Annotated in this window: 23 protein-coding genes and 5 tRNA genes; 5 read left to right on the top strand and 23 right to left on the bottom strand. The window is 40.7% G+C overall.

Annotated elements, in window-relative coordinates; genetic code table 11:
• Nucleotides 1-60 precede the first annotated feature (60 nt).
• The 3 genes from H5090_RS07725 to H5090_RS07735 form a co-directional block, all read right to left on the bottom strand.
• A complete protein-coding gene (locus H5090_RS07725; protein ID WP_182695422.1) occupies nucleotides 61-570 on the bottom strand; it encodes a hypothetical protein in 510 nt (169 codons plus the stop codon).
• 99 nt (nucleotides 571-669) lie between these two features.
• Nucleotides 670-1,119: a low molecular weight protein-tyrosine-phosphatase gene (locus H5090_RS07730; protein WP_002961928.1), complete on the bottom strand. Its 450-nt coding sequence runs from the start codon at nucleotides 1,117-1,119 to the stop codon at nucleotides 670-672.
• Nucleotides 1,120-1,153: 34 nt separating this feature from the next.
• Nucleotides 1,154-1,660, bottom strand: coding sequence for a DUF3087 domain-containing protein (locus tag H5090_RS07735; protein ID WP_024606258.1), 507 nt, complete (start codon nucleotides 1,658-1,660; stop codon nucleotides 1,154-1,156).
• Between the two features lie 156 nt (nucleotides 1,661-1,816).
• Between H5090_RS07735 and H5090_RS07740 the strand changes: the two genes are divergently transcribed.
• The 3 genes from H5090_RS07740 to H5090_RS07750 are packed head-to-tail and all read left to right on the top strand — an operon-like array spanning nucleotide 1,817 to nucleotide 3,664.
• Nucleotides 1,817-2,452 carry an energy transducer TonB gene (locus H5090_RS07740; RefSeq protein WP_182695423.1) on the top strand — a complete coding sequence of 212 codons (636 nt, stop codon included), beginning with the start codon at nucleotides 1,817-1,819 and terminating at the stop codon, nucleotides 2,450-2,452.
• Nucleotides 2,453-2,466: 14 nt separating this feature from the next.
• On the top strand, nucleotides 2,467-3,045 hold the full coding sequence (locus H5090_RS07745) for a sigma-70 family RNA polymerase sigma factor (RefSeq protein ID WP_259395070.1): 579 nt from the start codon (nucleotides 2,467-2,469) through the stop codon (nucleotides 3,043-3,045).
• The gene (locus tag H5090_RS07750) at nucleotides 3,032-3,664 is read left to right on the top strand and encodes a hypothetical protein (RefSeq protein ID WP_182695424.1); all 633 of its coding nucleotides are present in this window, start codon (nucleotides 3,032-3,034) and stop codon (nucleotides 3,662-3,664) included. Before H5090_RS07745 ends, H5090_RS07750 begins: the two co-directional genes overlap by 14 nt.
• 163 nt (nucleotides 3,665-3,827) lie before the next feature.
• Here H5090_RS07750 and H5090_RS07755 read toward each other — a convergent pair whose 3' ends face one another.
• The 16 genes from H5090_RS07755 to xerD all read right to left on the bottom strand — a co-directional run bounded on the left by H5090_RS07755 (nucleotide 3,828) and on the right by xerD (nucleotide 19,499).
• Nucleotides 3,828-4,595, bottom strand: coding sequence for a hypothetical protein (locus tag H5090_RS07755; protein WP_182695425.1), 768 nt, complete (start codon nucleotides 4,593-4,595; stop codon nucleotides 3,828-3,830).
• A gap of 368 nt (nucleotides 4,596-4,963) precedes the next feature.
• Nucleotides 4,964-6,706, bottom strand: coding sequence for a potassium/proton antiporter (locus tag H5090_RS07760; protein WP_182695426.1), 1,743 nt, complete (start codon nucleotides 6,704-6,706; stop codon nucleotides 4,964-4,966).
• 237 nt (nucleotides 6,707-6,943) lie between these two features.
• On the bottom strand, nucleotides 6,944-8,320 hold the full coding sequence (locus tag H5090_RS07765; protein WP_039488351.1) for a Na+/H+ antiporter NhaC family protein: 1,377 nt from the start codon (nucleotides 8,318-8,320) through the stop codon (nucleotides 6,944-6,946).
• A gap of 191 nt (nucleotides 8,321-8,511) precedes the next feature.
• The gene (gene pbp4b, locus H5090_RS07770) at nucleotides 8,512-10,170 is read right to left on the bottom strand and encodes a penicillin binding protein PBP4B (RefSeq protein ID WP_182695427.1); all 1,659 of its coding nucleotides are present in this window, start codon (nucleotides 10,168-10,170) and stop codon (nucleotides 8,512-8,514) included.
• A 9-nt stretch (nucleotides 10,171-10,179) separates the two neighbouring features.
• Nucleotides 10,180-11,355 carry an exo-beta-N-acetylmuramidase NamZ domain-containing protein gene (locus tag H5090_RS07775; protein ID WP_182695428.1) on the bottom strand — a complete coding sequence of 392 codons (1,176 nt, stop codon included), beginning with the start codon at nucleotides 11,353-11,355 and terminating at the stop codon, nucleotides 10,180-10,182.
• 516 nt (nucleotides 11,356-11,871) lie between these two features.
• A tRNA-Arg gene (locus H5090_RS07780) sits at nucleotides 11,872-11,948 on the bottom strand.
• 115 nt (nucleotides 11,949-12,063) lie between these two features.
• Nucleotides 12,064-12,140: transfer RNA gene (locus H5090_RS07785), tRNA-Arg, on the bottom strand.
• Between the two features lie 73 nt (nucleotides 12,141-12,213).
• Nucleotides 12,214-12,290 (bottom strand) — tRNA-Arg (locus H5090_RS07790).
• Nucleotides 12,291-12,335: 45 nt separating this feature from the next.
• Nucleotides 12,336-12,412 (bottom strand) — tRNA-Arg (locus tag H5090_RS07795).
• A 38-nt stretch (nucleotides 12,413-12,450) separates the two neighbouring features.
• A tRNA-Ser gene (locus H5090_RS07800) sits at nucleotides 12,451-12,543 on the bottom strand.
• Nucleotides 12,544-12,671: 128 nt separating this feature from the next.
• Nucleotides 12,672-12,854 carry a hypothetical protein gene (locus H5090_RS07805; RefSeq protein ID WP_010553261.1) on the bottom strand — a complete coding sequence of 61 codons (183 nt, stop codon included), beginning with the start codon at nucleotides 12,852-12,854 and terminating at the stop codon, nucleotides 12,672-12,674.
• A gap of 321 nt (nucleotides 12,855-13,175) precedes the next feature.
• A complete protein-coding gene (gene lysS / locus H5090_RS07810; protein WP_182695429.1) occupies nucleotides 13,176-14,711 on the bottom strand; it encodes a lysine--tRNA ligase in 1,536 nt (511 codons plus the stop codon).
• 26 nt (nucleotides 14,712-14,737) lie between these two features.
• A protein-coding gene (prfB, locus tag H5090_RS07815) for a peptide chain release factor 2 (RefSeq protein ID WP_100218355.1) occupies nucleotides 14,738-15,836 on the bottom strand; the annotation gives its coding sequence in 2 pieces (ribosomal slippage) (nucleotides 14,738-15,760 and nucleotides 15,762-15,836; 1,098 coding nt in all).
• A 144-nt stretch (nucleotides 15,837-15,980) separates the two neighbouring features.
• Nucleotides 15,981-17,702 carry a single-stranded-DNA-specific exonuclease RecJ gene (recJ, locus tag H5090_RS07820; RefSeq protein WP_182695430.1) on the bottom strand — a complete coding sequence of 574 codons (1,722 nt, stop codon included), beginning with the start codon at nucleotides 17,700-17,702 and terminating at the stop codon, nucleotides 15,981-15,983.
• A gap of 78 nt (nucleotides 17,703-17,780) precedes the next feature.
• A complete protein-coding gene (gene dsbC / locus H5090_RS07825) occupies nucleotides 17,781-18,509 on the bottom strand; it encodes a bifunctional protein-disulfide isomerase/oxidoreductase DsbC (protein ID WP_182695431.1) in 729 nt (242 codons plus the stop codon).
• A gap of 63 nt (nucleotides 18,510-18,572) precedes the next feature.
• On the bottom strand, nucleotides 18,573-19,499 hold the full coding sequence (gene xerD, locus H5090_RS07830) for a site-specific tyrosine recombinase XerD (RefSeq protein WP_002961416.1): 927 nt from the start codon (nucleotides 19,497-19,499) through the stop codon (nucleotides 18,573-18,575).
• 94 nt (nucleotides 19,500-19,593) lie between these two features.
• Here xerD and fldB point away from each other — a divergent pair, with 94 nt between their 5' ends.
• Nucleotides 19,594-20,115, top strand: coding sequence for a flavodoxin FldB (fldB, locus tag H5090_RS07835; RefSeq protein WP_086999384.1), 522 nt, complete (start codon nucleotides 19,594-19,596; stop codon nucleotides 20,113-20,115).
• Between the two features lie 384 nt (nucleotides 20,116-20,499).
• Here fldB and H5090_RS07840 read toward each other — a convergent pair whose 3' ends face one another.
• The 4 genes from H5090_RS07840 to H5090_RS07855 all read right to left on the bottom strand — a co-directional run bounded on the left by H5090_RS07840 (nucleotide 20,500) and on the right by H5090_RS07855 (nucleotide 24,560).
• Nucleotides 20,500-20,967, bottom strand: a complete 468-nt coding sequence (locus H5090_RS07840; RefSeq protein WP_182695432.1) for a YHS domain-containing (seleno)protein — start codon at nucleotides 20,965-20,967, stop codon at nucleotides 20,500-20,502.
• 137 nt (nucleotides 20,968-21,104) lie between these two features.
• Nucleotides 21,105-21,551 (bottom strand): DUF2147 domain-containing protein, encoded by a 447-nt coding sequence (locus H5090_RS07845; protein ID WP_182695433.1) that lies wholly within the window; start codon nucleotides 21,549-21,551, stop codon nucleotides 21,105-21,107.
• Nucleotides 21,552-21,695: 144 nt separating this feature from the next.
• Nucleotides 21,696-23,705 (bottom strand): alpha-amylase family protein, encoded by a 2,010-nt coding sequence (locus tag H5090_RS07850; protein WP_182695434.1) that lies wholly within the window; start codon nucleotides 23,703-23,705, stop codon nucleotides 21,696-21,698.
• A gap of 156 nt (nucleotides 23,706-23,861) precedes the next feature.
• Entirely contained in the window at nucleotides 23,862-24,560 is a 699-nt protein-coding gene (locus H5090_RS07855) for a tRNA1(Val) (adenine(37)-N6)-methyltransferase (protein WP_182695435.1), read from the bottom strand.
• Nucleotides 24,561-24,635: 75 nt separating this feature from the next.
• On the opposite strand from H5090_RS07855, the gene srmB reads away from it, so the two are divergent.
• A complete protein-coding gene (gene srmB / locus H5090_RS07860) occupies nucleotides 24,636-25,862 on the top strand; it encodes an ATP-dependent RNA helicase SrmB (RefSeq protein WP_002961405.1) in 1,227 nt (408 codons plus the stop codon).
• The last annotated feature ends 229 nt before the right edge of the window (nucleotides 25,863-26,091 follow it).

The following is a 26,091-nucleotide window of genomic DNA, read 5'->3' on the forward strand; positions in this document are numbered from 1 at the left end:
TCATTAAAAAAGGCGCTTTAAGCGTCTTTTTTAATACCAACTAATACAAATTCTACGTAGTTAAAATTCATAACTTACGCTAATTCCGCCATCGGCTCTTTTTTCATTGCTATCGCTTGCTTTACCGTAGCCCACATCTAGCTTTAATCTAAAACCAGCGCTGTTCAATCCATTAAAGTTGTAGTTGTACGTAAGCCCTATACCATTTGTTGTTTCTTCATCAAAAATACCGCCAATTACACAACCTAGCGTATTAGCAAAGTCAGTTGCTACATCATTAGTTGAACTTTCACACTCTTGGTCTGTATCTCTTGCACCAATAGCGCCCACAAGTACGCCAAAAGCATGTTTTTTATTATCGCTAACTGCTTGTTCAAAACCGGCAGAAAATCCATCATCAAGGCCTAGTTTATAGTTTGCATACCAGCGTTGTGTGTCGTCGTTAGCCGATAAAGATACCTCAGGAATAACTAAGTAAGGATAGCCACCCCCAATCGAAAAACTAACATCATTAGCAAAAGTAGAACAAGAAGCGATAGATAAAGTGAGTAGTAATATTTTTATTTTCATAAAGTTCCCTTTGAGTAAGTATAAAATGTACTTACTTTAGGGACGCCATGCAATACGACTAAAAGCTCGTTAAATTTAGCTTTAGTAATAAAATAGGGATTAAATTTTAGCGAGTATTTTATCGCTAGCCGCTTCTATTAAATTGAGCACATTTTCAAAGCCATCATCGCCGCCGTAATAGGGATCGGGAATAGCGCTTTGGGCTTGCTCGCCATATTCTAAAAACAGCGCTAATTTGTACTGTAGATGCTCAGGGCACTGGGCTTTTAAATCAGCTAAATTTTGCGTATCGGCCGCTAAAATTAAATCAAACTCAGTAAAGTCGCTTGTACGCACTTTACGTGAATAAATACCTTTAAAGCTGTAACCGCGCTTCTCCCCTGCTGCCATTGAGCGACTATCAGGCGTTTTACCTTCGTGGTAACCAATAGTCCCTGCCGAATCAACTTTAACGTTAACACCTAGTTTTTTAGCACGGGCTTTTAATACCGCCTCTGCGGTTGGCGAGCGACAAATATTACCTAAACACACTATGAGTACTTTTTTCATTAAGGCTCCTCTCACTAATTTAAAAATCTAAGCTTTAAAACTGTTTTAAAATGCTTTCATCGTAATCTTCAACGTTAAGCGTTACGTTATGTTGCGCTGCAACAGATTCGAGCTCAGCTTGTTTAATGGCTAAATCGTCCATGGTGATTAGGTTATCGTCTAGTTGCCACAATAACCGAGAGCCCGCGTAGCTATAATGAATCGCTAATAACGCATCGGCATTACCTTCACGGCCAGCGGCTTTTAACTTAGCCATTTTACGGGTTATTTTATTAAGTGCTTTTTTAAGCTCCCACACATAAACAACTTCAGTCATAAAGCTATGTGTACGGTATTTATTAAGTAACCACGCAAGCCCAACGCTTGTAATAGCAACGCCTATTAAGTTCCAATGAAAGTGGCTACCACTTTCATCGGGAAATAAAGCAATCAACGTTTGCGATATAGCCAAGCTGCCTACAGCCAAACCAATACCACATCCTGCAATAACACGGTTTAAATGTTTACGGTAACGCGCTTTATTTATTTCAATGAGTTGCATAACAGCCTAAAAAGTTAATAAGTAAAAGAATGCGAATAGCTATTGTAACTAAACCCCACATTTTTTATAAAATTATTTCACCCCTTTTTGATTTGCCACCCGTTATAGCTTTGAAAACACCCTAATTGTAGTGGTCAATAAAATTTGGAGCGGCTTATGCACACACTTGAAGTACCTAACAACCCAGTATTTATTAAAACATCGACCGCCTTTATTGGCGGCGCCGCGATGACCTTTGCAGCTTTTGCGTTTATGCAATATTTAATAAGTGGCGAGCAACGCGCACCGGTTAAACCTGGGGGCGATATTATAGTAGAGATTTTTCAAGCGCCTGAGGATTCAAAAGTAAGGCATATACAAAAAATACAGCCGCCACCACCTATGCCTAAAGTGCCGCAAAAAGCTCCACCGCTTGATACATCAGCGGATCCTGTGTTGGCAATTAGCGACTTTACGCCAGTTACGATTGACGATTTTGGTGGCGACATTAACAACACCATTAATCGCCCAACAGGGGATGCAACACCCATAGTGCGCATAAACCCTAAATACCCAACCACAGCAGCACGCGATGGTGTTGAAGGTTGGGTGCAACTAAGCTTTAGTATTTCGCCAACGGGGGAAGTAATCGACCCAGTAGTTATTAACGCCGAGCCAAAACGTACCTTTGACCGCGAAGCAATAAGAGCAATTAAACGCTGGAAATATCGCCCCAAAGTAATTGAAGGTGTGGCACAATTACAAACAGGTCAAACCGTACAGCTCGATTTTAAATTAGATAACTCTATTTAACGGACTAAACGCCTATGCTACTAAGTATTAAGTCATGGTTATTTGAAACGCCAAGCAAGGACTGCATGGCAAGTTACGCAAAAAGTGGCGACAATCGTTACTTAGAGCAGCTTATAGCCCTCTACAGTAACGACTTATACCACTACCTTGTTACGCAATCTAATACGCATTTAGCATACGACGTAAGCCAACAAACATGGCTAAAAGTAATCGAAAAACGCCACCTTTACCAAGCACAAACCACACCCAAAGCGTGGTTATTTAAACTTGCCCGCAACACACTCATTGACGAATACCGCAGGCAACAGCACTTTGTAGAGCTTGACGAAAACACGCATTTAGCAGCACAAAATGATAAAAGCGAAAGTGGCTTAACTATAGGCAGCTCAAACATAAGTTACGACGCGTTCGACGCCGCCCTAAAACAACTTAGCTTTGTACAGCGCGAAGCCGTAACCTTGCAACAAGAAGGCTTTTCGCTTGCCGACATAGAACTTATAACGCAAAGCAGCCTTGAGACCATTAAAACAAGGCTGCGCTACGCCAAGCAACACCTTAAACGTTTATTAGGAGCAAACAATGAACAAGCCTGATGAGCCGTTTGATCAAAAGCTCACACAACACTACAAAGAGCGAAAAGAGCGCATAACACTTACAAGCGATCAACAAAAAGCGCTACTTAATACAGCCACGCACACAAAGCCTAAAAAGCCCACAAGGTTTAGTTTTACGCTACAGCTAACCAGCCTTGCCTGCGCACTCGGTGTGTTCGCCTTTATTGTGTTTGATAATAACAACGTAATAAATACTGAGCCTAAAACCGTGCTTAATAGCGTATTTAACACTATAGACATTCACGACTATTCAATTATTAAAACACACGAAATAAATCAAGCAGGTAGCTACGCAAGCACCTTTACAGAGCAAAAACACGCACTCGATAGCCAATTAGCTAACGATTTACGCCGCCACCAACAACGCCACATAGAATACGGCACTCTAGTGAAGGTAGATAACGACTGGTACATAGCCAGCTGTAATGACGAGGTGCTAGTGCAAATTAAGCATTCACTGCTCAGTGATTTAAAGGGTAAACATGCGGTAGAAAGTAATATAAACACAGGTGATATGCTGGCTATGGCGCATAACGGCAAAGGGCAAATTATTGCGCTTAAACATGCAGGAGCTGGGGTTAAGATGTGTAGAGGTTAATGAACTGTTTGCGACTAAGCAAAAATAACCCCCAAAGGTTTAAAAGTCATTCAACTATTAGACAATAACTTTAAAGATTAACAGAGAAAATTTACCAGTCAGAACTTATTTAGGAAGCCAACTTAGCGCAATTAGCGTTTGAATAGTCACTAAAAATATATTTTCATCCTGAGTGGGAGCACTGCTTTAGGAAACTATTTTTCCACTCCTTAAGTGCTTTTTTAGTGTCTTCAGTTTCTATTCTTATATTTCTGGGGGGTTGTGAAGTCCAGCCATGTTTACGCGGCGTTGAGGTTCCATCAGGGTATATCAATTTGTATTCAAATGGAGGTGGAGACAACCTCATCTCACTGTAACTTTCGACTGCACTCTTGTTTAAAGCCACAACTTTATCAGAGCTGTAATCCCATATAACTATATTATCACCTACATTACTAATAATATGACCACACATATTATCTTCACGATTTTTAATTATTATCTTATATTTGGCTAACTCAATCTTAGATGAAATAGACTTTAAGTGATAACCGTAAGCCGCATATGACACTAACATCAAAATCACTATAGTTAGAGCGTTTACAAATAGCATATTAGTTTCTTTTTCATACCCAGTATGCTTATCACTATAAACTATTCCCTTGGTACGATCTTTTTCCTCTAATAGATGAAAAATATCCTTTGTAGCTTTAATTATTGATAGAGTCAGTAGAATAAGTGTTAGTGAAAAAGGGAGACCGCTAGATACTATAGTGAAATTATAAATGTCAGTATTTGATAAATAATCAAAAGCAAAAACGCCCCAATTATTAAAGTAAATCACTGTCCAGAAATAACAAAATATAGTGTAGATAAAGAAGATAATTGTAGAAATAACCCCCAAATTTTTAGTGGTTAAATCTATAAACCTTATATTTTTATTATCTTTCATCTAATCAGTTCGAGTTGATTTTATATATTTAGCCTACCTAAGAGATTCATTTTGGTCAAACGCAGAGTAATACCCAGATTAAAGCAGTGCTTGCTCGGTTGTTATTTATAATACTGCCAAGAATAAATTGAGTCCGAGGGTCTAACCTTATTAGCTAAGAAATGTAATATGACTTTGGCCTTAAGGCTATGCATAGATTTCGGGCTACCGCCCGACGCGCCAGCAAGCTATGCGCCTACAAAAAACACTACCTATAACTAGCTTTGGGTGTGCTCTTTGCATTGGAGAACCGTTTGTTTTCGTGTCACTCAACCCAACCTACTTAGCTATAAACGCGGTGTCACCATCTAACAAATCACTGTTAATGATTACTGCTTTAAAAGTCGCTTTTCTGGATTGTTTAAATACTTTAAGCCAATGGTGACTATGCGTGTATGTACCATTGTTATAACGCGTATTTGCACATTACCAATAACAACAATAGCCCCTTTACTGACTTCTCCTGAAAGCTTTTGGTTAATCACTTCTTCCAAGCTTATGCCCTCTGGGGCGTCTATGTGCATATGGTAAGAGTAAAATATATCACCTACCAACGTTACCCCTTTCACTTTAAGTTCGTTGTGGGCTAAGTGGCTATCTTGATGGTTTGTTTTATCGGTTGCTGTAAAAACTAAATCAACAAAAGGTCTGTTATCTGGTTTTAAAACAACAAATAAATGATCGTTTGGTTTTAACTTAGTTGAGCCTCGTGGCGGTATGATTGACGGGCCCCGTGTGATCATAGCAACAACCACACTCTCAGGAAGTGCAGCATGTGACAAGCTACGCCCAGAAACCCGAGAAACGTCACTTAAAGTGTATTCTACAATTTCTATATCAATATCGTTTAGTGCTGTGATTTCGAGCGTTGCAGCAGCCAAATCAGGTGGCGGCTCTACTAAATTTAGTTTTTTAGCCATCCACGGCATTGTTGAGCCCTGTAACGTGGCTGAAATTAACACCACGAAAAAAACAACATTAAAAATAAGTTCAGCCCCTGAAAGGCCAAATAATAATGGGAATATAGCTAAAATAATGGGTACTGAGCCTCTAAGGCCAACCCAAGATACAAATAAGGTTTCGCGATTATTAAAGCCAAACAGTTTTAAAATAGGCGCTACCGCTAATGGGCGAGCAACAAAAATGAGTGCCAATGCAATAAGCAATCCTTCTAGCCATACATCAACCAACGACGATGGGTTAATAAGAAGTCCTAATACAACAAACATGGTTATTTGCCCAAGCCATGCTAAGCCGTCATGAAACAGAAAAATACCGCGTTTATATACAAATTTACTGTTCCCTAAAATAACACCCGTTATAAATACAGCTAAAAATCCACTGCCGCCGAGCGTTGCAGAAAGGCCAAATGAAAGCAGTCCAAATGCGGTTACCATCACTAAATACAAACCCGATGCATTTAGTTTAATGCGATTAATAAACCAAACCGATATTTTACCAATTAAAAGACCACAAATAGCGCCAACACCCATTTGTTGAGCAAATAACTGTAGTAAACCCAGCCCTACTGGCATGTCATTAACGAGCATTTCGAGCAAACCAACCGTTAGAAAAATAGCCATTGGATCGTTCGAGGCACTTTCTATTTCAAGGGTCGATTTAAGCTTTTTATTCAAGTGAATACCCGCACTTCGTAAAAGTGCAAACACGGCTGCGGCATCTGTAGAACCAACAATGGCGCCCAGTAATACACCTTGTAATATGGGTAGGTCTAAAATATAAGTGGCCACAAGGCCTGTAATTACAGCGGTAAATAACACACCGATGGTTGCTAAAGCAGACGCGGGTTTCCACACTTGTTTAATTGAACTGGTGGGCGTTTGTAAGCCACCATCAAATAGAATAATAGCAAGCGCGAGAGTACCCAGAGCATGTGCGGCCTCTGCGTTGTCGAATGAAATACCTGCAATACCATCTTCACCTGCGAGCATACCTACAAGTAAAAATAGCACCAGCACCGGTAAGCCAACGCGTGCAGATAACTTGCTCGAGATCACTCCAAGTAAAATTAAAATGGCACTAACGAGAATGATATTATCAATTACAAACATAGTGTGGGTTTACAGCCTTATATGAGTTAAAAAGTAAGAATTTATAGCTACCAAAAAGCTTAAAGCTCATGCTATACAATAACCTAAAAAATATAAATACGGGTACTTAAGTCTATATTTAAATTGTTTATTTAATAGCTAGAGCGTCGTTAAGCTTGGTATTACTAGCCTCGGTCTTAATTTAAAAACAAAAAAGCCTGCAATAAGCAGGCTTTTGACTATTTAAGCAATTGTATTTTATAAAACAATAATGCTTGTTACTAAGTACGCTAAAAATGTAAGGCCGCCACCAAATAAGGCATATGGTAGCTGCGTTTTAACGTGGGTGAGTAAGTCACACCCCGATGCAATAGCCGATACAGCGCTGGTGTCGGATATAGGCGAGCAGTGATCGCCAAATATACCACCACCCAAAATAGCACCTACCACAAGCGACGGTGGTAAACCTAGCGCTTGAATAAGTGGCACACCAATTGGGATTAATATAGCAAACGTGCCCCACGATGTACCCGTAGTAAACGACATTACTGCGCCGGTTAAAAACAGCACAGGTACGATTAAGTAAATAGGTAGGTAGTCGCCAACAAGTGACGCTACAAATACACCAGTACCCAACTCTTTTAAGCTTGCGCCAAGTGTAAGCGAAAGCAGTACAATGGCGACTAATGGCATTAATTCGCCCATACCTTTAAAACCGGTATCAACTAATTGATGATGCGTAAATTTACGTGAGCCAATCATTAAAAAGTAAGCGACAACAATGGCTAAAACCGTTGCATATAATACTGATTTAGAGCCGCTGCCCTCTGCTAATACACCATTTCCGGTGTAATACATAAAGCCAACCATGCTGGTAATAAGCGTAATAAGCGGGATTAACATGTAACGCGCTTTAGAGCCTTTTACTTCTTCTTTTAAGTCAGTTGTTTGAAGCTCTAGTTTCTCTTCGGCTTCTTTCATTGGGCCATGCACTTTATCAAACGCGATGGTATAAAAAACAATGGCAAGGGTAATTATGGCGTAAAAGTTATACCCTACGCTGCCCCATAACACCGATACAGCCGACTCACCTAGCTCGTAGTTACCTAACAAACCAAGTACAAACGCACCCCAGCCATTAAGCAGTATTAAAATACACACTGGCGCACTGGTGCTATCAATAATGTACGCTAGACGCGCTCGGCTCATTTTAAATTTGTCGAATAAGCCACGCGATAAAATCCCTGAGGTAAGTACGCTCAAGTTAGATTCTATAAACACCGCAATGCCGGTAAACATGGTTAAAAAGCCCACTTGGCGCTTACTTTTTGCAATACCTTTGTTCATTAACATATTAACCGTTGCTGCAACGCCGCCAGATTCGCGAATGTAGGCAAGCAGTGCACCAATTAAAATACTAAATATTAATATGCGTGTATTACCTGGCGAGCTGGCAACCGAAATAATACGTTCTATGGTATTTAAAAAAGTGTCAAACAAGCTATTACCTTCGCCCTGAAGGGCAAGTAAAAACTCAGAAGAAGCAACAGCAACAAGTAGCGCCATAATCACTTCTTTTCGCCAAAACACGATAGCAATCGCAATTAGCGGCGGTAAAATAGAATACCAATGCATAAAAAGTTAACCTTAATTATTAGCGAGCCACTCTCGCTTTGTACGCGTTTTATCGCTTATTTGTTAAGCCTAGCAGCATAAACTGGCTTAGATTTGTAAACCGCTTAGCTTAATGGATTGGCTTACTCAAGTCACCTGTAAATAAATCACTTAGAGTAATGCTGTTAGTACGTTTTAACCTATACGATAGCTTATTGATTTAGTAGCGCTTCATAAATAAGCGACACTACCGATCCATACTGCGCGGTTTCAAATTGTTTACCTGTAAATTCGTAACGTTTTAGCGAGCCTTTAATTGCAGTATGGCGAGCATTGGTAAGTAAAATAATAGCTAAATCGTAAGCGGGGTCAACTACGGTCACTGTCCCCGTCCAACCTGTGTGCCCATAAGCCTGCGCGCTTGCATAAGGGCCAAAGTGCCAGCGCCTTGCTTGGTTGTTACCAGCTAGCCTAAAGCCAAGCCCGTAGGTCTCATCGCTGCTTTGCGGCGTTAAAAATTGTGCTAAGGCACTGGCACTAAATAATTGTTGGTCGCCGTAGCCGCCATTATTTAGTAATAGCTGGCAAAGCACGGCTAAGTCGTGAGCGTTACTAAACAACCCTGCATGCCCTGCTACGCCATCAAGTGAGTAGTAAGCGCGCTCATCATGCACTTGGCCTTGTAAAACAGTGGTACGAACATTATCAAACTTAATGCGCCCGTCTCGTGTGTTGCCGCTAAGCTCAGTGGCTGCAAATTGCTGCGGCTTAAAGCCTTTTTTAAGTGGATTAAATAACGTGTTAGTTAATTTTAATGGCGCGTACACTTGCTGCTCTAGGTATTCGTCAAGGGGCTGCCCAGTTATGCGCTCAATGAGTACGCCTAAAATCATGTAATCAATATCTGAGTAAACATGCTGCCCAGATGATTTACTACTAAAAGGCACGCTGGTAAGTAATAGCTGTTTGGTGGTTTTACTGTTTTGCGAATAAAACGCGTTGCCGTAGCTGCCATCTTTACGATGAAAGTCAAATACTGGCGGGTATCCGGCGCTGTGTGTGAGTAAGTCTTTTACTGTGCGCTTTGCTCGCCCTTCGCCTTTATATTCGCTTAGGTAGCTTTGCACGGGTTTATTAATATTTAACAGCCCTTCACTTACTAATTTCATAAGTGCAAAGTTGGTGGCAAATATTTTGGTGTTTGAGGCCAAATCAAACAAGGTATTAGTTTGCATTGGCTCTGGGCGAAGTAGCATTAAGTCACTTTGCTGATATTGTTTTGCATCGCCATAGGCGGTTAACTTTATTAGCTCGCCATTTTTAACAACAGCCAATACAGCCCCAGGAAAACCTGCTTTTACATCGCGTTCAATTAATGTGTCTACTTCAGTAAAATCTATATGCTTTTTTGGTTCATCACTTAAAGTAGGAAATGCAAAACGCAGTGTTAAGCTTGCGCCAGCAGGGAGAATATTTTCAACTTTAAAGGTATTAACACCGTTGTGAGTATTTTTTGCCAAACTGTAATTGTATAGAGTGTTGGCGCTAAGTTGGTTAACGTCGAGCTTTTGATTATTAATGTAAATATCGGCGCTTTGTGCGTTATGGTTTTGTATTAATAATTGCCCGCGCCCTTTGTAAGCTTTAAACGTTCCTCGGTTATTTACATAAAACCGGCTACTTGGATTTACCTCAGGAAACGTTACAACCACTTGTGCATTAGGCAGCTCTACAAGTTGGCTCTTTGTAAGTGGTAGCACCGAGCTAATAGGCTCAGGTGGTGTACTACAACCCACAATAATAAAGCTTAACGCCGCTATAAATGCTTTTTTTATATAACTACACCTTTGATTTTTTAAAGCGATAAACATGCTTAGCCCTTATTTATATAACAAGTAAGGCGCTCTTTGCGCTTTAAATTGCACAAGCCCCGCCTGCCAGCTTTGTTTTATTTGCGCTTCTGATTGCCCTGCTTCAATAGCTAAGCGCAATTTATTAGTACCCGCTAGTTTATCCATAAACTCAGCGCGCTCAAAAAACGAGATGTTGTTTTTACTAAGCTCCGTGTACGCATTTATTAAGTAAGTTAAATTTAAACCTGTAATATTTGCTTGTCTTAAATCGAGCCCTTGCACGGTTTGGTTTTTAAATTTAGGGTTTAAAGCAGCGCCTTTAATTGCGCGCGGTGTAAAACTAAAATCGCCCAATGTAATTGGCGAGTAACCAATTACCTGAAACGCAAAGTCGGTGCCTCTACCAATACTGATAGGCGTTGCTTCAAAAAAGCAAAGCGACGGATAAAGTGCAATGGCCTGATCGTTAGGTAAATTAGGGCTAGGTTTTACAGGCAAACTATAAGCACTTTTGCGAGTGTAATGATCGACAGGGATCACAGTTAATTTTAAATCGGGCGCTTTATTGATCCAGCCCTCGCCCTTGATCATTTTGGCAAGTTCGCCAACAGTCATGCCGTGTAATACAGGAATTGGGTGCATGCCTACAAACGATTTAAATTCTGGCTCTAATATTGGTCCATCAACGTAGGCAATATTTGGGTTGGGTCTGTCGAGTACTAAAAATTCTATCCTCTGCTCTGCAGCAGCTTCCATCATGTAGTGCATAGAGCTTATGTAAGTATAAAAGCGCACTCCCACATCTTGAATGTCAAAAATAATGACATCAACATCGGCTAAAGCAGCTTGGCTTGGTTTTTTATTTTTACCGTAAATAGAAATAAGCGGAATACCCGTTTTGCTATCAACGGCATTTTTTACATGTGCGCCTGCATCGTGATCGCCCCTAAAGCCATGCTCTGGTGCAAAAATTTTAGTTATGTTTATGCTTTTAGCCAGCAGAGCATCTACTAAGTGAGTTTGCCCTATAATTGATGTTTGATTGACTACTAGCCCTACACGTTTATTTTTTAACTGCGGTAAATATTTAGCATATTGCTGCGCACCTACTACAAGTGAGTTGTTAGCTTCGTTGGCTTGCACGCTTGGAATAAAAATAGCGCTAAAAATAAAAAATAACGTAATAAATAGGGTTTTAAACATACTGCAATATCCTTTTAAACAAGGCGTTTAAAATAACATAGGTAATATTAAAGAGCAGCTTTAGAAAAGGGTTAAGTGGGCTTGATTAGATAACTGATTAGAAGCTGGCGCTTCTCACGCGAGCAAGCTCTGCGTCTACAACGGATGAATAAGCTCGGAGTTTAGATTTAAAGATTAGGGCTGGTTTTACTTGTAGGCTTACAGCTTGCTGACGCGACGAACGAAGCTCGTAAATAAAGTATCAGTTATATCGGTGGTAAGTAATTAGAAGCTGGCGCTTCTCACGCGAGCAAGCTCTGCGGCTACAGGAGTGGTAGCTTACATTTCACTTTATTTCAGGCACAAAAAAACCGACTTAATGTCGGCTTGTTTATGAAAGTGGTGGGCGCAGGACGTATCTTGTAAGAGTGAACCTCCGACTGCTTGGTTCTCAATCCACCTAAACCTACACTTCACTTCACTTCACTTTATTTTAGGCACAAAAAAACCGACTTAATGTCGGCTTGTTTATGAAAGTGGTGGGCGCAGGAGGATTCGAACCTCCGACCGCTCGGTTCGTAGCCGAGTACTCTATCCAGCTGAGCTATGCACCCACTTTCATAGATTGCTTATTTAAACTCTAAGCAGAGCGTATTAATTCAGGCATAAAAAAACCGATTTCCATCGGTTTATTTTTCTTACACTTAAAAGTGTATGAAAACATGAAAGTGGTGGGCGCAGGAGGATTCGAACCTCCGACCGCTCGGTTCGTAGCCGAGTACTCTATCCAGCTGAGCTATGCACCCACTTTCATTTTTACTTGTTTTTACTCTAAGTGAGAGTTTTACTTATTTTTACTCTAAGTGAGAGTCTATAAAGTGGTGGGCGCAGGAGGATTCGAACCTCCGACCGCTCGGTTCGTAGCCGAGTACTCTATCCAGCTGAGCTATGCACCCACTTTATAGTTTGCTTATTTAGACTCTAAGCGAGTTATTAAAGTATGGTGGGCGCAGGAGGATTCGAACCTCCGACCGCTCGGTTCGTAGCCGAGTACTCTATCCAGCTGAGCTATGCACCCATACTTTAAAATTGTACAAAACACGCCATTAAAAGAAATGGTGGAGAGGGAGGGATTCGAACCCTCGATAGAGCTACAAACTCTATACTCCCTTAGCAGGGGAGCTCCTTCGGCCACTCGGACACCTCTCCGTCTTGTGGGGCGTATAATAAAGATTTCAGAAAATATGTCAAACACTTTTCTACCAAAAACGACTATATGGTTACAGATTGCACATATGCTTGGTTTAAAAGTGTAATTAGTTTGAAATTTAAGCGGGTTACGTATTTTTATTTGAAGGATTAACACCTAGCACGGGAACTAAGTCATCAGTTAACTGAGCCAAATACTGTTCTTGGTAACCTAATTGTTGAAATTCAGCGATACAAGCACGGTAGTAAGCGTTTCGTTCTTGCTCTGATGTGCATTCTTCTGATAAATCATCTACTCGTTTGTCTTTCATACTATTATTCTAAGTCCTTTAAGAATCTATATTTAACTGCTAAATACCAGCAGTGTAAATTTCGTGCGTATTCTAGCTAAAACCTTTGTATAAACACAACATATGTTTAAAAAACAATCATACTAAAAAGTTATAGCACTGTTAGTTTTAATATTAAAAACTTCCAATAACAATAAGTTAGTGAAGCTGAATTGCACATTAATCAGCACTAATAATTACCTTTAATTTTTAGTGTAGTACTTATTAATTAAAACACTAATTATAAGCAAAAAAACGCCGCTATTAAGCGGCGTTTATTAACTTACTTTGTTCTACTAAAGATTAGTCAGCTTGTGGACGCATATGCGGGAACAAAATAACGTCTTTAATTGTTGATGAATCAGTAAACAACATTACTAAACGGTCAATACCAATACCTTCACCAGCCGTTGGCGGTAAGCCGTACTCTAGTGCGCGTATGTAGTCTTCGTCGTAGTGCATTGCTTCATCATCGCCTGCGTCTTTCTCTTCAACTTGACGAGTGAAGCGCTCAGCTTGGTCCTGTGCATCGTTAAGCTCAGAGAAACCATTTGCAAGTTCACGGCCGCCAACAAAAAACTCAAAACGGTCGGTAACAAATGGGTTTTCGTCGTTACGGCGTGCAAGTGGTGATACTTCCCACGGGTAACCAGTAATAAACGTAGGTTGAATAAGCATGTGCTCTGCTGTTTCTTCAAATATTTCACAAAGAAACTTACCTGGGCCCCAAACACAGTTTTCAGGAATTTTAACGTGCACTTGTTTAGCGTACGCTTTTAACTCTTCAAAATGGTTTTCTGGGTCGTTAAATACCGCAGCATCAAACTCAGGGTTATATTTTAAGATAGCATCCGCCATACTTAAACGTGTAAACGGTTGACCAAAGTCGTATTCAACTGAATCGATAACTTCGCCGTTTTCGTCCTTAGTTGTATTAACTACAATTGCACTACCTAGTACGTTTTCTGCAACAGTACGTAGCATATCTTCGGTGATGTTCATCAGGTCGATGTAATCAGCGTATGCTTGGTAAAATTCAATCATTGTAAATTCTGGGTTGTGACGTGTAGATAACCCTTCGTTACGGAAGTTACGGTTAATTTCAAATACACGATCAAAACCACCTACCACTAAGCGCTTTAAGTAAAGCTCTGGCGCTATACGTAGGTACATGTCGATATCAAGCGCGTTATGGTGAGTTACAAACGGACGCGCAGATGCACCACCAGGTATAACCTGTAGCATAGGTGTTTCTACTTCCATAAAGTCACGTTCTGCTAAAAAGCGACGAATGCCTTCAACTACTTGTGAGCGAATGCGGAATGTTTCGCGCGTTGCTTCGTTAGTAATTAAGTCAACATAACGTTGGCGGTACTTTGTTTCTTGATCTGATAAGCCATGGAATTTTTCAGGTAACGGGCGAAGTGACTTAGTTAGTAATTGATACTCAGTCATTTCTACGTATAAATCGCCTTTACCCGATTTATTTAACGCGCCTTTAACACCTATAATATCGCCAGTGTCTAGCTGACCATATTTTTCTTTAAGGTCTTTTTGAACATCTTTAGATGCATACGCTTGTACACGACCTTTCATGTCTTGAATTACAAAAAACGGTCCACGCTTTGCTAAAATACGTCCAGCAATAGACACAACTTCTTGTAGTTCAACTAATTCTTCTTTGCTCTTATCACCAAACTGGGCTTGCAAATCAGCCGTGTAATGCTCACGACGGAATTGGTTTGGATGACCGTTGGCTGGGCAATTTTCGCGTATCGCGTCTAACTTGCCGCGACGCTCAGCGATTAACTTGTTTTCGTCTTGGATTTTATCAGTCATTTTTTAGCTCTTTATTAGCTTGGTGGTTATAGGCCAGATTTAAGGCTGGCTTCAATAAATTTATCTAAGTTACCGTCAAGTACCGATTGGGTATTGCGGTTTTCAACGCCTGTACGTAAATCTTTAATACGTGCGTCATCAAGTACGTATGAACGTATTTGGCTACCCCACCCTATATCAGATTTAGCGTCTTCTTGCGTTTGTTTTTCAGCATTTTGCTGCTGTAGCTCAAGCTCAAATAATTTAGCTTTTAACTGCTTCATCGCTTGGGCTTTATTTTTATGCTGTGAACGCTCGTTTTGACACTGCACTACGGTATTGGTTGGTACGTGAGTAATACGAACCGCCGATTCGGTGGTATTAACGTGCTGACCACCCGCGCCTGATGCACGGTAAACGTCTATACGTAGGTCTGACGGATTAATATCAATTTCAATATTATCGTCAATCTCTGGGTATACAAACGCAGAAGCAAATGAGGTATGACGACGACCACTTGAGTCAAACGGGCTTTTACGCACTAAACGGTGAACGCCTGTTTCTGTACGTAACCAACCGTAAGCGTATTCGCCAACAAAGCGAACTGTTGCGCCTTTAATACCGGCAACATCACCGTCAGTTGCTTCAACTAGCTCAACTTTAAAGCCTTTAGCCTCGCCCCAACGTAAATACATACGAAGTAGAATGTTACACCAGTCTTGTGCTTCAGTGCCGCCAGAACCCGATTGTAAATCAAGGTACGCATCGTTTGAGTCATGAGGACCTGAAAACATACGACGAAACTCTAAACCTTCTAACTGCTCGTTTAGATCGCTAAGTTCGCTTTGTGCTTCATCAAAGGTATCTTGATCTTCGGCTTCTACAGCAAGTTCAAGTAGACCTTCAACGTCGTCAGTACCGGCTACAAGGTTGTCGATTGTTTCAACAACAGCCTCTAATGCTGATTTTTCACGGCCAAGCGCTTGTGCGCGTTCAGGCTCATTCCATACGGCTGAATCTTCAAGTTCGGCGTTAACTTCTTCTAGGCGTTCTTGTTTAAGAGCGTAGTCAAAGGTACCCCCGAAGCAATTCAGTACGTTCGCGAATTTCCTTGATTTGGTTAATCACAGGATTCACTTCAAACATGTACATCACTCCAAAATGGCTAGGTAATTGCGCCCCTTTACATGGGATTTTCGCAACAAATTATCGTCAAATGATAAAAACGCCCGATTTTAACAAAAAACCGCGCGCTTTATTAGCCTTTTATGCATGATTTGTGCATATTTTTTAGTGCACTTTTTCAAGCTCTCTAACTATTAATTGCAGAGTAAATTTACCTCTAAACTCATTTATATCGAGTTGATAGGCTACTTTTACAAACTTCGCTTCTGTGTCGGGCCATTCTTTTACATCAATACCAAAGGCAATGGCGTCAACCAATCGCCCTGATTGATGCTTTAGCACCAGCTTTAAATGCTTTTCGCCGACTATGCGCTGCTGTATTACTTCAAAGGTGTGCTCAAACACCGGCTCAGGAAATTGCTGCCCCCACGGGCCCGATTGCTTTAATAGCTGGGCAAACTCCATCGTAAAACAATCGTTTGGCAGCTCACCGTCGGTAAATACAATGCAGCGTTTACTTTCTTCACTCAGTTGCGCACTCACGGCAGCATCAAACGCTTTTTTAAAGTCATTAAAGTGTTGCTCGTTAATACTTAAACCAGCGGCCATTGCGTGGCCACCAAATTTATTAATTAAGTGTGGCTCAGCAGTATTAAGCCCTTCGAGTAAGTCGCGCATGTGCAACCCTTCTATAGAGCGGCACGAACCTTTTATTTCACCATTTTCGCCACCAGCAAATATAACGGTTGGTCGGTGGTATTTTTCTTTTAAGCGACCAGCCAAAATGCCAATAACACCTTGATGCCAATCGTCTTGAAACAAGCAGATTGCATCAGGGACGTTATCGTCGCTAAATGCGAGTCTATCAAGCACGGCTTGCGCCTCGGCTTGCATGCCTTGTTCTATTTCGCGCCTTGCAAAGTTTAAACTATCGAGCTCGCTGGCAATACTACGTGCTTGATTTATATCGGTGCTAAGTAAGCATGCTATACCCAAACTCATGTCGTCTAATCGCCCTGCTGCATTTAAACGCGGCGCAAGTGAAAAGCCAAAGTCGCTTGCGCTTAAGCGGGCAGCATTGCGGTTAGCCACTTCAATAAGCGCGGTGATGCCTGGGCGTGTTTTACCACTGCGAATACGTGCTAAACCTTGATGTACTAAGGTGCGGTTATTTGCATCAAGTGCGACCACGTCAGCAACCGTACCAAGCGCTACAATGTCGAGCAAGTTAGCTAAATTAGGCGGCGGTTGCTGCTCAAAATAACCAAGGTCTCGCATTACGCTTCTCAGTGCTATTAGTAAGTAAAAAGCAACGCCAACGCCTGCTATAGATTTAGACGGGAAGTTACATTCGTGCCTATTTGGATTTACTATTGCATCGGCATTGGGCAGCTGCTCACCTTGTAAGTGATGATCTGTTACCAGCACTTTAATACCAACCGCTTTTAAAATATCAATACCAGCAATACACGATATGCCGTTATCTACGGTGATCACTAAATCAGGCTTTATTTGTACTATTTGCTCTGCAAGTGCGGGGCTTAAACCATAACCTAAGCTAAACCGGTCAGGAATTAAGTAATCTAAATGCTTAAAGCCAAACATCTCAAGGCCTTGCATTAATGTTGCAGTACTTGTTGCGCCATCAGCATCAAAATCGCCGACTATTAATATTTGGCTTTGCGCTTTTAATGCTTCAATTAATAAATCGCTGGCTTTGTCGATATCTTTAAACAATTTAAAGTCGTGAAGCGTAGCTACGCTGTTATTTAGCTCGTCGGCATTAAATACATTGCGGTTAGCATAAATTTGTTTAATTACAGGGTGTAAATTACTCGGTAGATGCGAGTCGTCAACGTTTTCACGCGCAATGATCAATTTTTTCATGCAGAGTTTTAACTTATTGGGTCGTATTAAAAAGACAAAAAAAGGCCATTAAGGCCTTTTTATTAGCTATAAAACGTATTACGACGCTTTGTTAGCATCTAATGCTGCTTTTAGTGCTGCTGCTGGCTGGTAACCTGGGATCATCGTACCATCTTCTAAAATAATGGCAGGTGTGCCGCTAATACCAAAGCTTTGACCAAGCTGGTAATGCTCTGCAACCGGTGCGCTACAGCCTGCAACTACTTTAGTGCTTGTACCCGACTTAGCTTCTGTTAGTGCTTCTTGCTGATCGCGTGCACACCATACGTTCATTAAATCGGCGTAGCCTGAACCTTGTAAGCCACCACGTGGAAACGCAAGGTACTTAACGGTAATACCCGCATCAAGTAAATCGTCTAACTCGCGATGTAATTTACGACAGTAACCACAGCTAATGTCGGTAAATACGGTAATACTGTGTTTTTCGTTTGGTGCTTTGTACACAATCATCGAATCTTCGTATTCTTTAATGCCCTCTACACGCACGCCGTTTAATGCTTGCTCTGTTAAGTTGTTACGATTATTTAAATCGATTAACGTGCCTTGCATTAAAAATTGACCATCTGGACTTGCGTAAAGCACGCCCTTATTAGTGAGCAACTCTTTTAAACCCGCTACTGGGCTTGGGTTAATTTGCTTTACAGTTACACCAAGCTCGGCAAATTTAGTAATAATAGGATCATTAGCATCTGGTGTTACAGCTACGCCATTTGCAAATGCACTAATACTTGTGCACAACATGGCACCTGCTAACATTAATTTTTTCATAACTTCTCTCTATCCTAAAAATACTTAATATATTGACCGGCTTAATAATATTTACTTTCAAACTTACGCTCGCGGATGATGCTCTGCGTGTACCGACTTTAACCGTTCATTGGCAACATGGGTATAAATTTGCGTCGTTGATAAATCGCTATGGCCCAACATCATTTGTACCACACGTAAATCTGCCCCATGATTTAATAAGTGCGTAGCAAAAGCATGGCGCATGGTATGGGGCGATAATGGAGACTCAACTGATGCCAAAATAGCATAGTGTTTAATTCTATGCCAAAAGGTTTGTCGCGTCATGCCTACTCCGCGCTTAGATGGGAACACAAAATCGGTGGCGTGTTTTATCATTTGTGCACGCCCACCCTTTAAAAATTGCTCCAGCCAATACATGGCTTCTTCACCCAATGGCACTAAGCGCTCTTTATTACCTTTACCTTTTACAAACACCACCGCTTGGCGCAAATTAATTTGCTCCATACGAAGCCCAACAAGCTCACTTACACGCAACCCCGTTGCATAAAGTAGCTCTAGCATGGCTTTGTCGCGCAGTCCCATCGCTTCTTCTGTGTTGGGCGCATTTAACAATGCCTCAACTTCAGCTTCTGAGAGTGTTTTAGGTAACGACTGTCCGGCTTTTGGTTGAGCTATGTTTAGCATGGGCGAATCACTAATTATTTTTTCGCGTACAAAGTACTGATAAAAACGCTTTAGCGCACTAATGCTACGTGCTGTACTGCGTGGTTTTAAACCTAAATCAACTCGATGCGCTAAATAGCTTTCTATGTCGAGCCCCGTTACTGTCATTAAATTTTCGCCCTTTAAAAATAGGCAAAACTTATCTAAATCACTGCGATAAGCGCTTAATGTATTTTCGCTTACGCCTTGTTCTAAGTACAGGCTATCTAAAAAGGTTTCTAGGTAGTCGCTATTACTGCTCATACTGCTGTTATTTTCAAAAGAATCGTCAGATAGCGTTGTCACATTATGCTCTCATGCTTTGCTAAGGTATCAATTAAAAATACCTTACGGTAAACTTGAGCCTATCATATCAGGCAATTACACAGTGATAAATACGATGCAAATTGGTTTATTTTTTGGTTCTACTACGTGCTACACCGAAATGGCAGCAGAAAAGATTCGCGACATTATTGGTGCCGATATAGTTACCCTGCACAATATTAAAGACGAGCCACTAAAAAATGCAGAGCAGTACGACTTTATCATCTTTGGTATTTCAACATGGGATTTTGGTGAAATACAAGAAGACTGGGAGTCAAAGTGGGACGACATAGCCGACGTAAACCTAAATGGTAAAACCATTGCTTTATTTGGCATGGGCGATCAACAAGGTTACGGGCAATGGTTTCAAGATGCCCTAGGCATGCTACACGATGAAATAAATACGCAAACATTTACTCAACTTGGTTTTTGGCCAAATGACAGTAGCTACGAGTTTGAAGCCTCAAAAGCATTAACCCCTGATGGTAAACATTTTGTTGGTCTTGCGCTCGACGAAGACAGCCAATACGAGCTAAGCGATGAGCGTATTGCAACATGGGTTGAACAGGTAATGACTGAATATAGCGAAACGCTTTAATTAATTAGCTAATAAGTAAAAAGCCCGCAACTAGTTCAGTTGCGGGCTTTTTAACTAGGGTCTGTTGATCTTTTAAGGTTAAATTTGCAGCAGTCTGTTTGGTATTTAGGCAAGACAGAGCCTATGCAGTGTGGTTATTCCCCATAAATGGGCGATAACGCAGCATAAATGCCAAACATGCACTGCCCTCTGGGTTCTTTCTAGGGGCGATCAACTCTTTGTTGCCTACATGGATGTAGGTAAGGGGCGTGAGCAGGACGCGGAAGCTTTGCTCGGTTTTTACTTAGCCCACTAGGTTACAAATCTCGCGCCGCGATTAAATAGCCCCTAGTTTGAACAAATTTTAATCCGCAAAGTTCAACAGACCCTAATAATATGAGTAATTTATTGAAACGTCATAACATTGGTCGTTTGCGGGTAATATCCATCAGCCATTACAATGTACGGCAATAAATTACTTAACCATTTTTGTTGTACGCTTTGGCTGTAATTTAAGTAAAGCTTACCTTCGTGAATATAAAATGCTTCTGGGTCAATCCCTACGGCATTCCCCTCATCAGCCATTGCATAAGCGCACCAGCCACCGTATTGCGGAGCATAACGCTTTGGGTTTTCTGCAAATGCCGTTTTGTTTTCTTCACTCGAAAAATGCCAGTCGGCACCTAAATAACTAAACGTATATTTGTCATTGCCTTTAATGGCTTTATTTTGGGTAAAATAAGCAACACTGTCGTACCCTTTAATAGCCGTGTTATTAAACCAACCCGTGTTTACCGCATCATCCTTTGCGTTTGCCCCACCGCTTATTAACAGTGTGCTAAGCATTATTAAAGCAACTATGTACTTAATCATATTTTACCCTTTTATTTACTCAAAATTTTATGCCAATTAAATATGGCAGGCTTAGTGAGTAAGAAAGGCAAAGCGCAAAAATGATTTCAGTTAATGCTTAATTATTTAACGTTTAGTAATTAAGTAAGTAGTTAAACTTACTCAACTCTTAGCCAATATTGGTTTCGGTAAAAAAAGCCAATGTAACCGCGCACTTCGAGCTTTTTACCTTCATCTTGCGGGGTTAATTGTAAGGTGTAGGTTTTACCATTTGTTGGGTCGAGTATTTCTCCGTCTCCCCATACGCCATCATCTTGTGCTTTTACATCGGTGATTATGGTCATTCCTAAAATAGGCTGATCTTTTAGCTCATCATCACACTTACTGCATATATCATTTTGTTTTGCAGGGTTAAGAATGGTTTCAACTTTGCCGCTTAATACACCGTTGGTTTGGGTAATACGTACATACGACTTAGCTTGGTTTGTATCCTCTTCAATCGTTTTCCAAAGCCCAACTGGGGTCATGGCTGCCAGTGCACTTTGGCTTGCCAAAACAACCGCAGAGAATGTACTTAGTAGTATTATTTTATTTAATTTTTTCATTGTGTTGTCTTAATTCAATGTAACTAATGAGTGAATCATAACAGGTGATTTATAAACACACTATTAAAGCGCCGTACCTAAAATAAAAAAACCTAAACTAATAATCATTAGTTTAGGTTTTCATATGAGCTTTTTTGTTTACTTTTAAAAACTACGAATTACTACACTTGAATTATTAAACTCAAATTTATTAACTTTTCCGCATTGCGCCATATGATTAGTGCTTGTATAAGGTGTATTGTTTTGAGCAATAGCAGTCTCCCATCCTTGGCCATTTTTAATGAATGCTTTTAGTTCAAACCATCCATTAACCGCTTTACTACAATCCATATCCACATCAAGCATCCAATAGTGTTCGCCCCATATATTTAATGGTGTTACACCAAAACCATCTGTGTTTAGCGTTTTTTCAGCGCCCCAACCTGCAGACCAAACATTCGTTGTCCAGTCGGTGGCAGAACCTTCTGCTTCGCTACTTTGCCCATTTTCTATACCATACCAATCAAGGTAGTTATCATTTGCTTTCCAAGGGCCTGTTGTGACATTTTTTAAATTATTATGACGAATAGGCATTGCACACTCAAAATTACTTGTTTGGCAATTTCGACCAAGGTTTGCGTTTGCATAAGCGTGGTCAATTCCACCGCGCAAAAACATATCTTGTCCGCTTTGTGTTTGTGCATTAATAAAAATAACCGTTCGCTGCCAGTCACCTTCAGTGCTTGGCGCTGAACTTGTATTTAACTTGGCATTTTTATGAATTGCCATCGCATCCCAAGCGCCAATATTAAGATTAATAGTACCGTCGGAATTAACCGTTATAACCTCACCACTACAACTTTTAGCATCAGCTGACAACTCGCCTTTTAACACATTACAGTATTGCCCTGGCGCCATATCGGTTTGCACAGTTGCACTTAGTGTTGAGTCTTCTTTGTTAATAGCCATATGACCCGAGCTACCTCGGCCAAATGAAATTTGATTATTTGTGTTATCCCACCAGTTTGTTACTGCCCAATTGTCGGCGGTGTTATTTCTAAAATCGACCCCGCCTGCAATATATGACCAGCGATGTTCACACTTCCAATTACTAGCAAAACACTCTAAGTTACCATTATTATGTACAGGTACATTTGGCCCACCAGCATCTGTATCACCATGAAAATCATAACTCGACATTACTTTTGGATAACCGTACGGATAAGCCAACATAAATACATTGGCTAAGTCATATAAGCGGCCATCTTCAAAGGTAATAACATTACCAGCGCCGCCATGCCCGCGCTGATTGTCGTGATTATCTACAAAGACTACCGCAGAAGAGCTTGGCATAAAGCCCCACCCTTCGCCAAAATTACTCAGCCATGCAAGCGAGCCGTTCCTAAAAGTGTTACCAAGCTCAGTGCTATATTTAAATTCAGTTACTAAACCTGTGCTTAAATATTCAGAGGCACCAACAGCCTCCCCACCTTGATCAATCACTTCTTGAAAAACCACTGGCGAGCCATTTACTTTGGCCATTAAACTTTGGATATCGCTTGCTGCAACATGTTTAGAAGCATCAAACCGAAAGCCTTTTACGCCAATAGCTTGTAAGTCGTTAATATATGCTGCAATGGTATTTTGCACATAGTTTGAAGCGGTATCTAAATCGGCAAGTCCAACGAGTTCACAATTTTGTACTCGGTAGCGATCGTTGCCATAGTCAGAACTATTAATGGTACAACTTTCATGAAAATCTTGTGGGCTATAAATAGGAAAGCTTTTATTACCAAAGCTATTTCCCGCTGTGCCAGTGCCACTTCCTGCTGCCATATGATTAATAAGCGTATCAACGTAAATATCAACCCCAGCTGCACTACAGCGATTTACCATATCGATAAACTGCGCACGGTTTCCGCCACGACTTTGCAGTTCATAACTTACTGGCTGATAACGTGTCCACCATTGGCTTCCTGTAATGTGCTCATTAGGCGGCGAGACCTGTACTGCAGCGTAGCCTTTTGGTCCTAGGTATTGCTCACATTCTTGCGCTACATCTTGCCAATTCCATTCAAACAAATGCACAAATGTGGTGGGCGTAGCTGTGGCAATACTCGGTAAGAGCAACCCTAGGCTTAAACCTGCGGTGGTGATTATTTTATTGAGTTTCATAGTGTGTGATCCAACTGTTGAGCGAGCAAAACAACTACCCGATGTTATTTACAAGTGGTTAACACTAGATTGAGAATTGATTAAATAAAAACTGAATACGTATGCATAATAGGTAAATTATCCTTTATTACTAGATAACCTACATAACTTGGCAATTTACATTTTCAAATAAAATGCTTTGCACAGGGCTATATAATCAGCGGTGTAGGTATTATCTAAGTTTCTAATACACAGGGTTGATGATTCTATATCGCTTTTTACGTAGCTAAATGCCATTAAACTGCGGCTAATATCTTTATTAGGCGTGGCTTTTACTTGGCAATGAGTATTTAAATAAAGCCCATTTTGAGTAGCAAGCTCAATAAATAATGCGCCTTCAACGCTTGGGAGTATTAAGCTAAAGCGAGAACCACTATGGCTTAAACGTTTAAACGCATTTATTAACTCTTCAAAACTTAATCCGTCGGTATGGCGCGCGGTATTACGCGCAGCATTATCGCCTTTTAAACTGTGATTAAAATACGGTGGATTAGAGATAACAACATCAAATTTAACTTCACTACTAAAGCTTTGAATAGTTTGGTGCGTAATACTTATAGTTGGCCACGGGCTATTAGCTACATTTTGTAATGCTTGGGTATAGGCGCTTTCGTCAATTTCTACCGCAGTTATACCAAGCTCATTACTGCGCTGCTTACACATTAATGCTAGTAAGCCGGTGCCTGTGCCTATATCAAGTAATGACTTTGCACCGCTTAAATTAGCCCATGCGCCAAGCAAAATGCCATCGGTAGAAACTTTCATTGCACAGTGGTCGTGTTCAACTTTAAATTGTTTAAATACAAAACCAGACATTTTTTCACCTTTTCATTCACCAAGCGCAGCATAGCGCGTATAATCAGGGTAATTGTCCCTTATTTTAGACACTCTATGCAATTTTCTGAATTTGATCTTGATAACAAGCTACTCGATGCCATTAATAAAATGGGCTACGAGACGCCAACCAGCATTCAACAACAAGCTATTCCTGAAGCACTTCAGGGGCGCGATATTTTAGCATCTGCGCCTACTGGTACAGGTAAAACAGCGGCATTTTTAATTCCGGCTATTCAGTACTTACTGGATTTCCCACGTCGTGATCCTGGTTTTGCGCGCGTCCTCGTTATGACCCCGACTCGTGAGTTGGCTTATCAAATTCATGAACAATGTGAACTGCTAGCTAAACGCACACACCTAAAAATTGGTGTAGTAACAGGCGGTATTAACTACGGCACGCATAAAGAAATTTTTGAAAAAAATAACGATATTTTAATCGCCACACCAGGTCGATTAATGGAATACCTAGAAACCGAAAACTTTCATGCTGAACACGTAGAAATGCTTATTATCGATGAAGCAGATCGCATGTTAGATATGGGTTTCAAAAAAGAAATGAGCCGTATTTGTGACGAAGCTAAAAATCGTCGCCAATGTTTTTTATTCTCAGCAACACTCGAAGGTGACAGCGTAGAAAGGTTTGCTGAAAAAACATTAAACGACCCAGCTCTATTAGAAGCTGAATCGTCACGTAAAGAAAAAGCTAAAATTCACCAGTGGGTACATTTAGCCGATGACTATCATCATAAACTAGAGCTTTTAGTAAATACCTTAAATGGTCCAGACGTGACTAAAGCAATTGTGTTTGTTAAAACCCGTGAGCGTTTAGAAACACTGATTGGCGAGCTAACCAATAACGGCGTTAAAGCAGCTTGGTTACGCGGCGAAATGCCACAAGACAAACGTATGAAAGCCATGGAAAACTTCCACAGTGGCAAAACACGTATCTTAATTGCTACCGACGTAGCTGCACGTGGTATTGACGTATCTGACATTAGCCACGTTATTAACTTTGATATGCCGCGCACTGCCGACGTATACGTACACCGTATTGGTCGTACTGGCCGTGCTGGTAAAAAAGGGATTGCAATATCTTTAGTTGAAGCACACGACATTGGTATTTTGTATAAAGTAGAGCGCTACGTTGAACAAAAACTAAAACGCCGTGTAATTAAAGGTGTTGAGCCACAGCATAAAGAAGCTAAGCCGCCGGCTAAAAAGCGTAAAGATCCAGTAAAAATGAAAGCCAAGAAAAAGGCCAAGGTTAAAAAGAAAAAGTAACCTAACATATTTTTATTCTAAGCCGACTTTTGTCGGCTTTTTTAATGCAAGCCTTACAGGCTCTGGTGTTTGTACCTGTTACATATGTAACCCAAGCATGTAACTCATACTCATTTAAATGTAATTTTTGCCCACCTTAATTCCCACTTAATAAAATCACCTTATATTTCATAGCGTTAATATTGGCACCGAAATTGTAACTACAAAGATAACCTAGCCGATGGAATTT

It is taken from the genome of Pseudoalteromonas sp. SR43-5 (assembly GCF_014163835.1).
Classification (GTDB): Bacteria; Pseudomonadota; Gammaproteobacteria; order Enterobacterales; family Alteromonadaceae; genus Pseudoalteromonas; species Pseudoalteromonas distincta.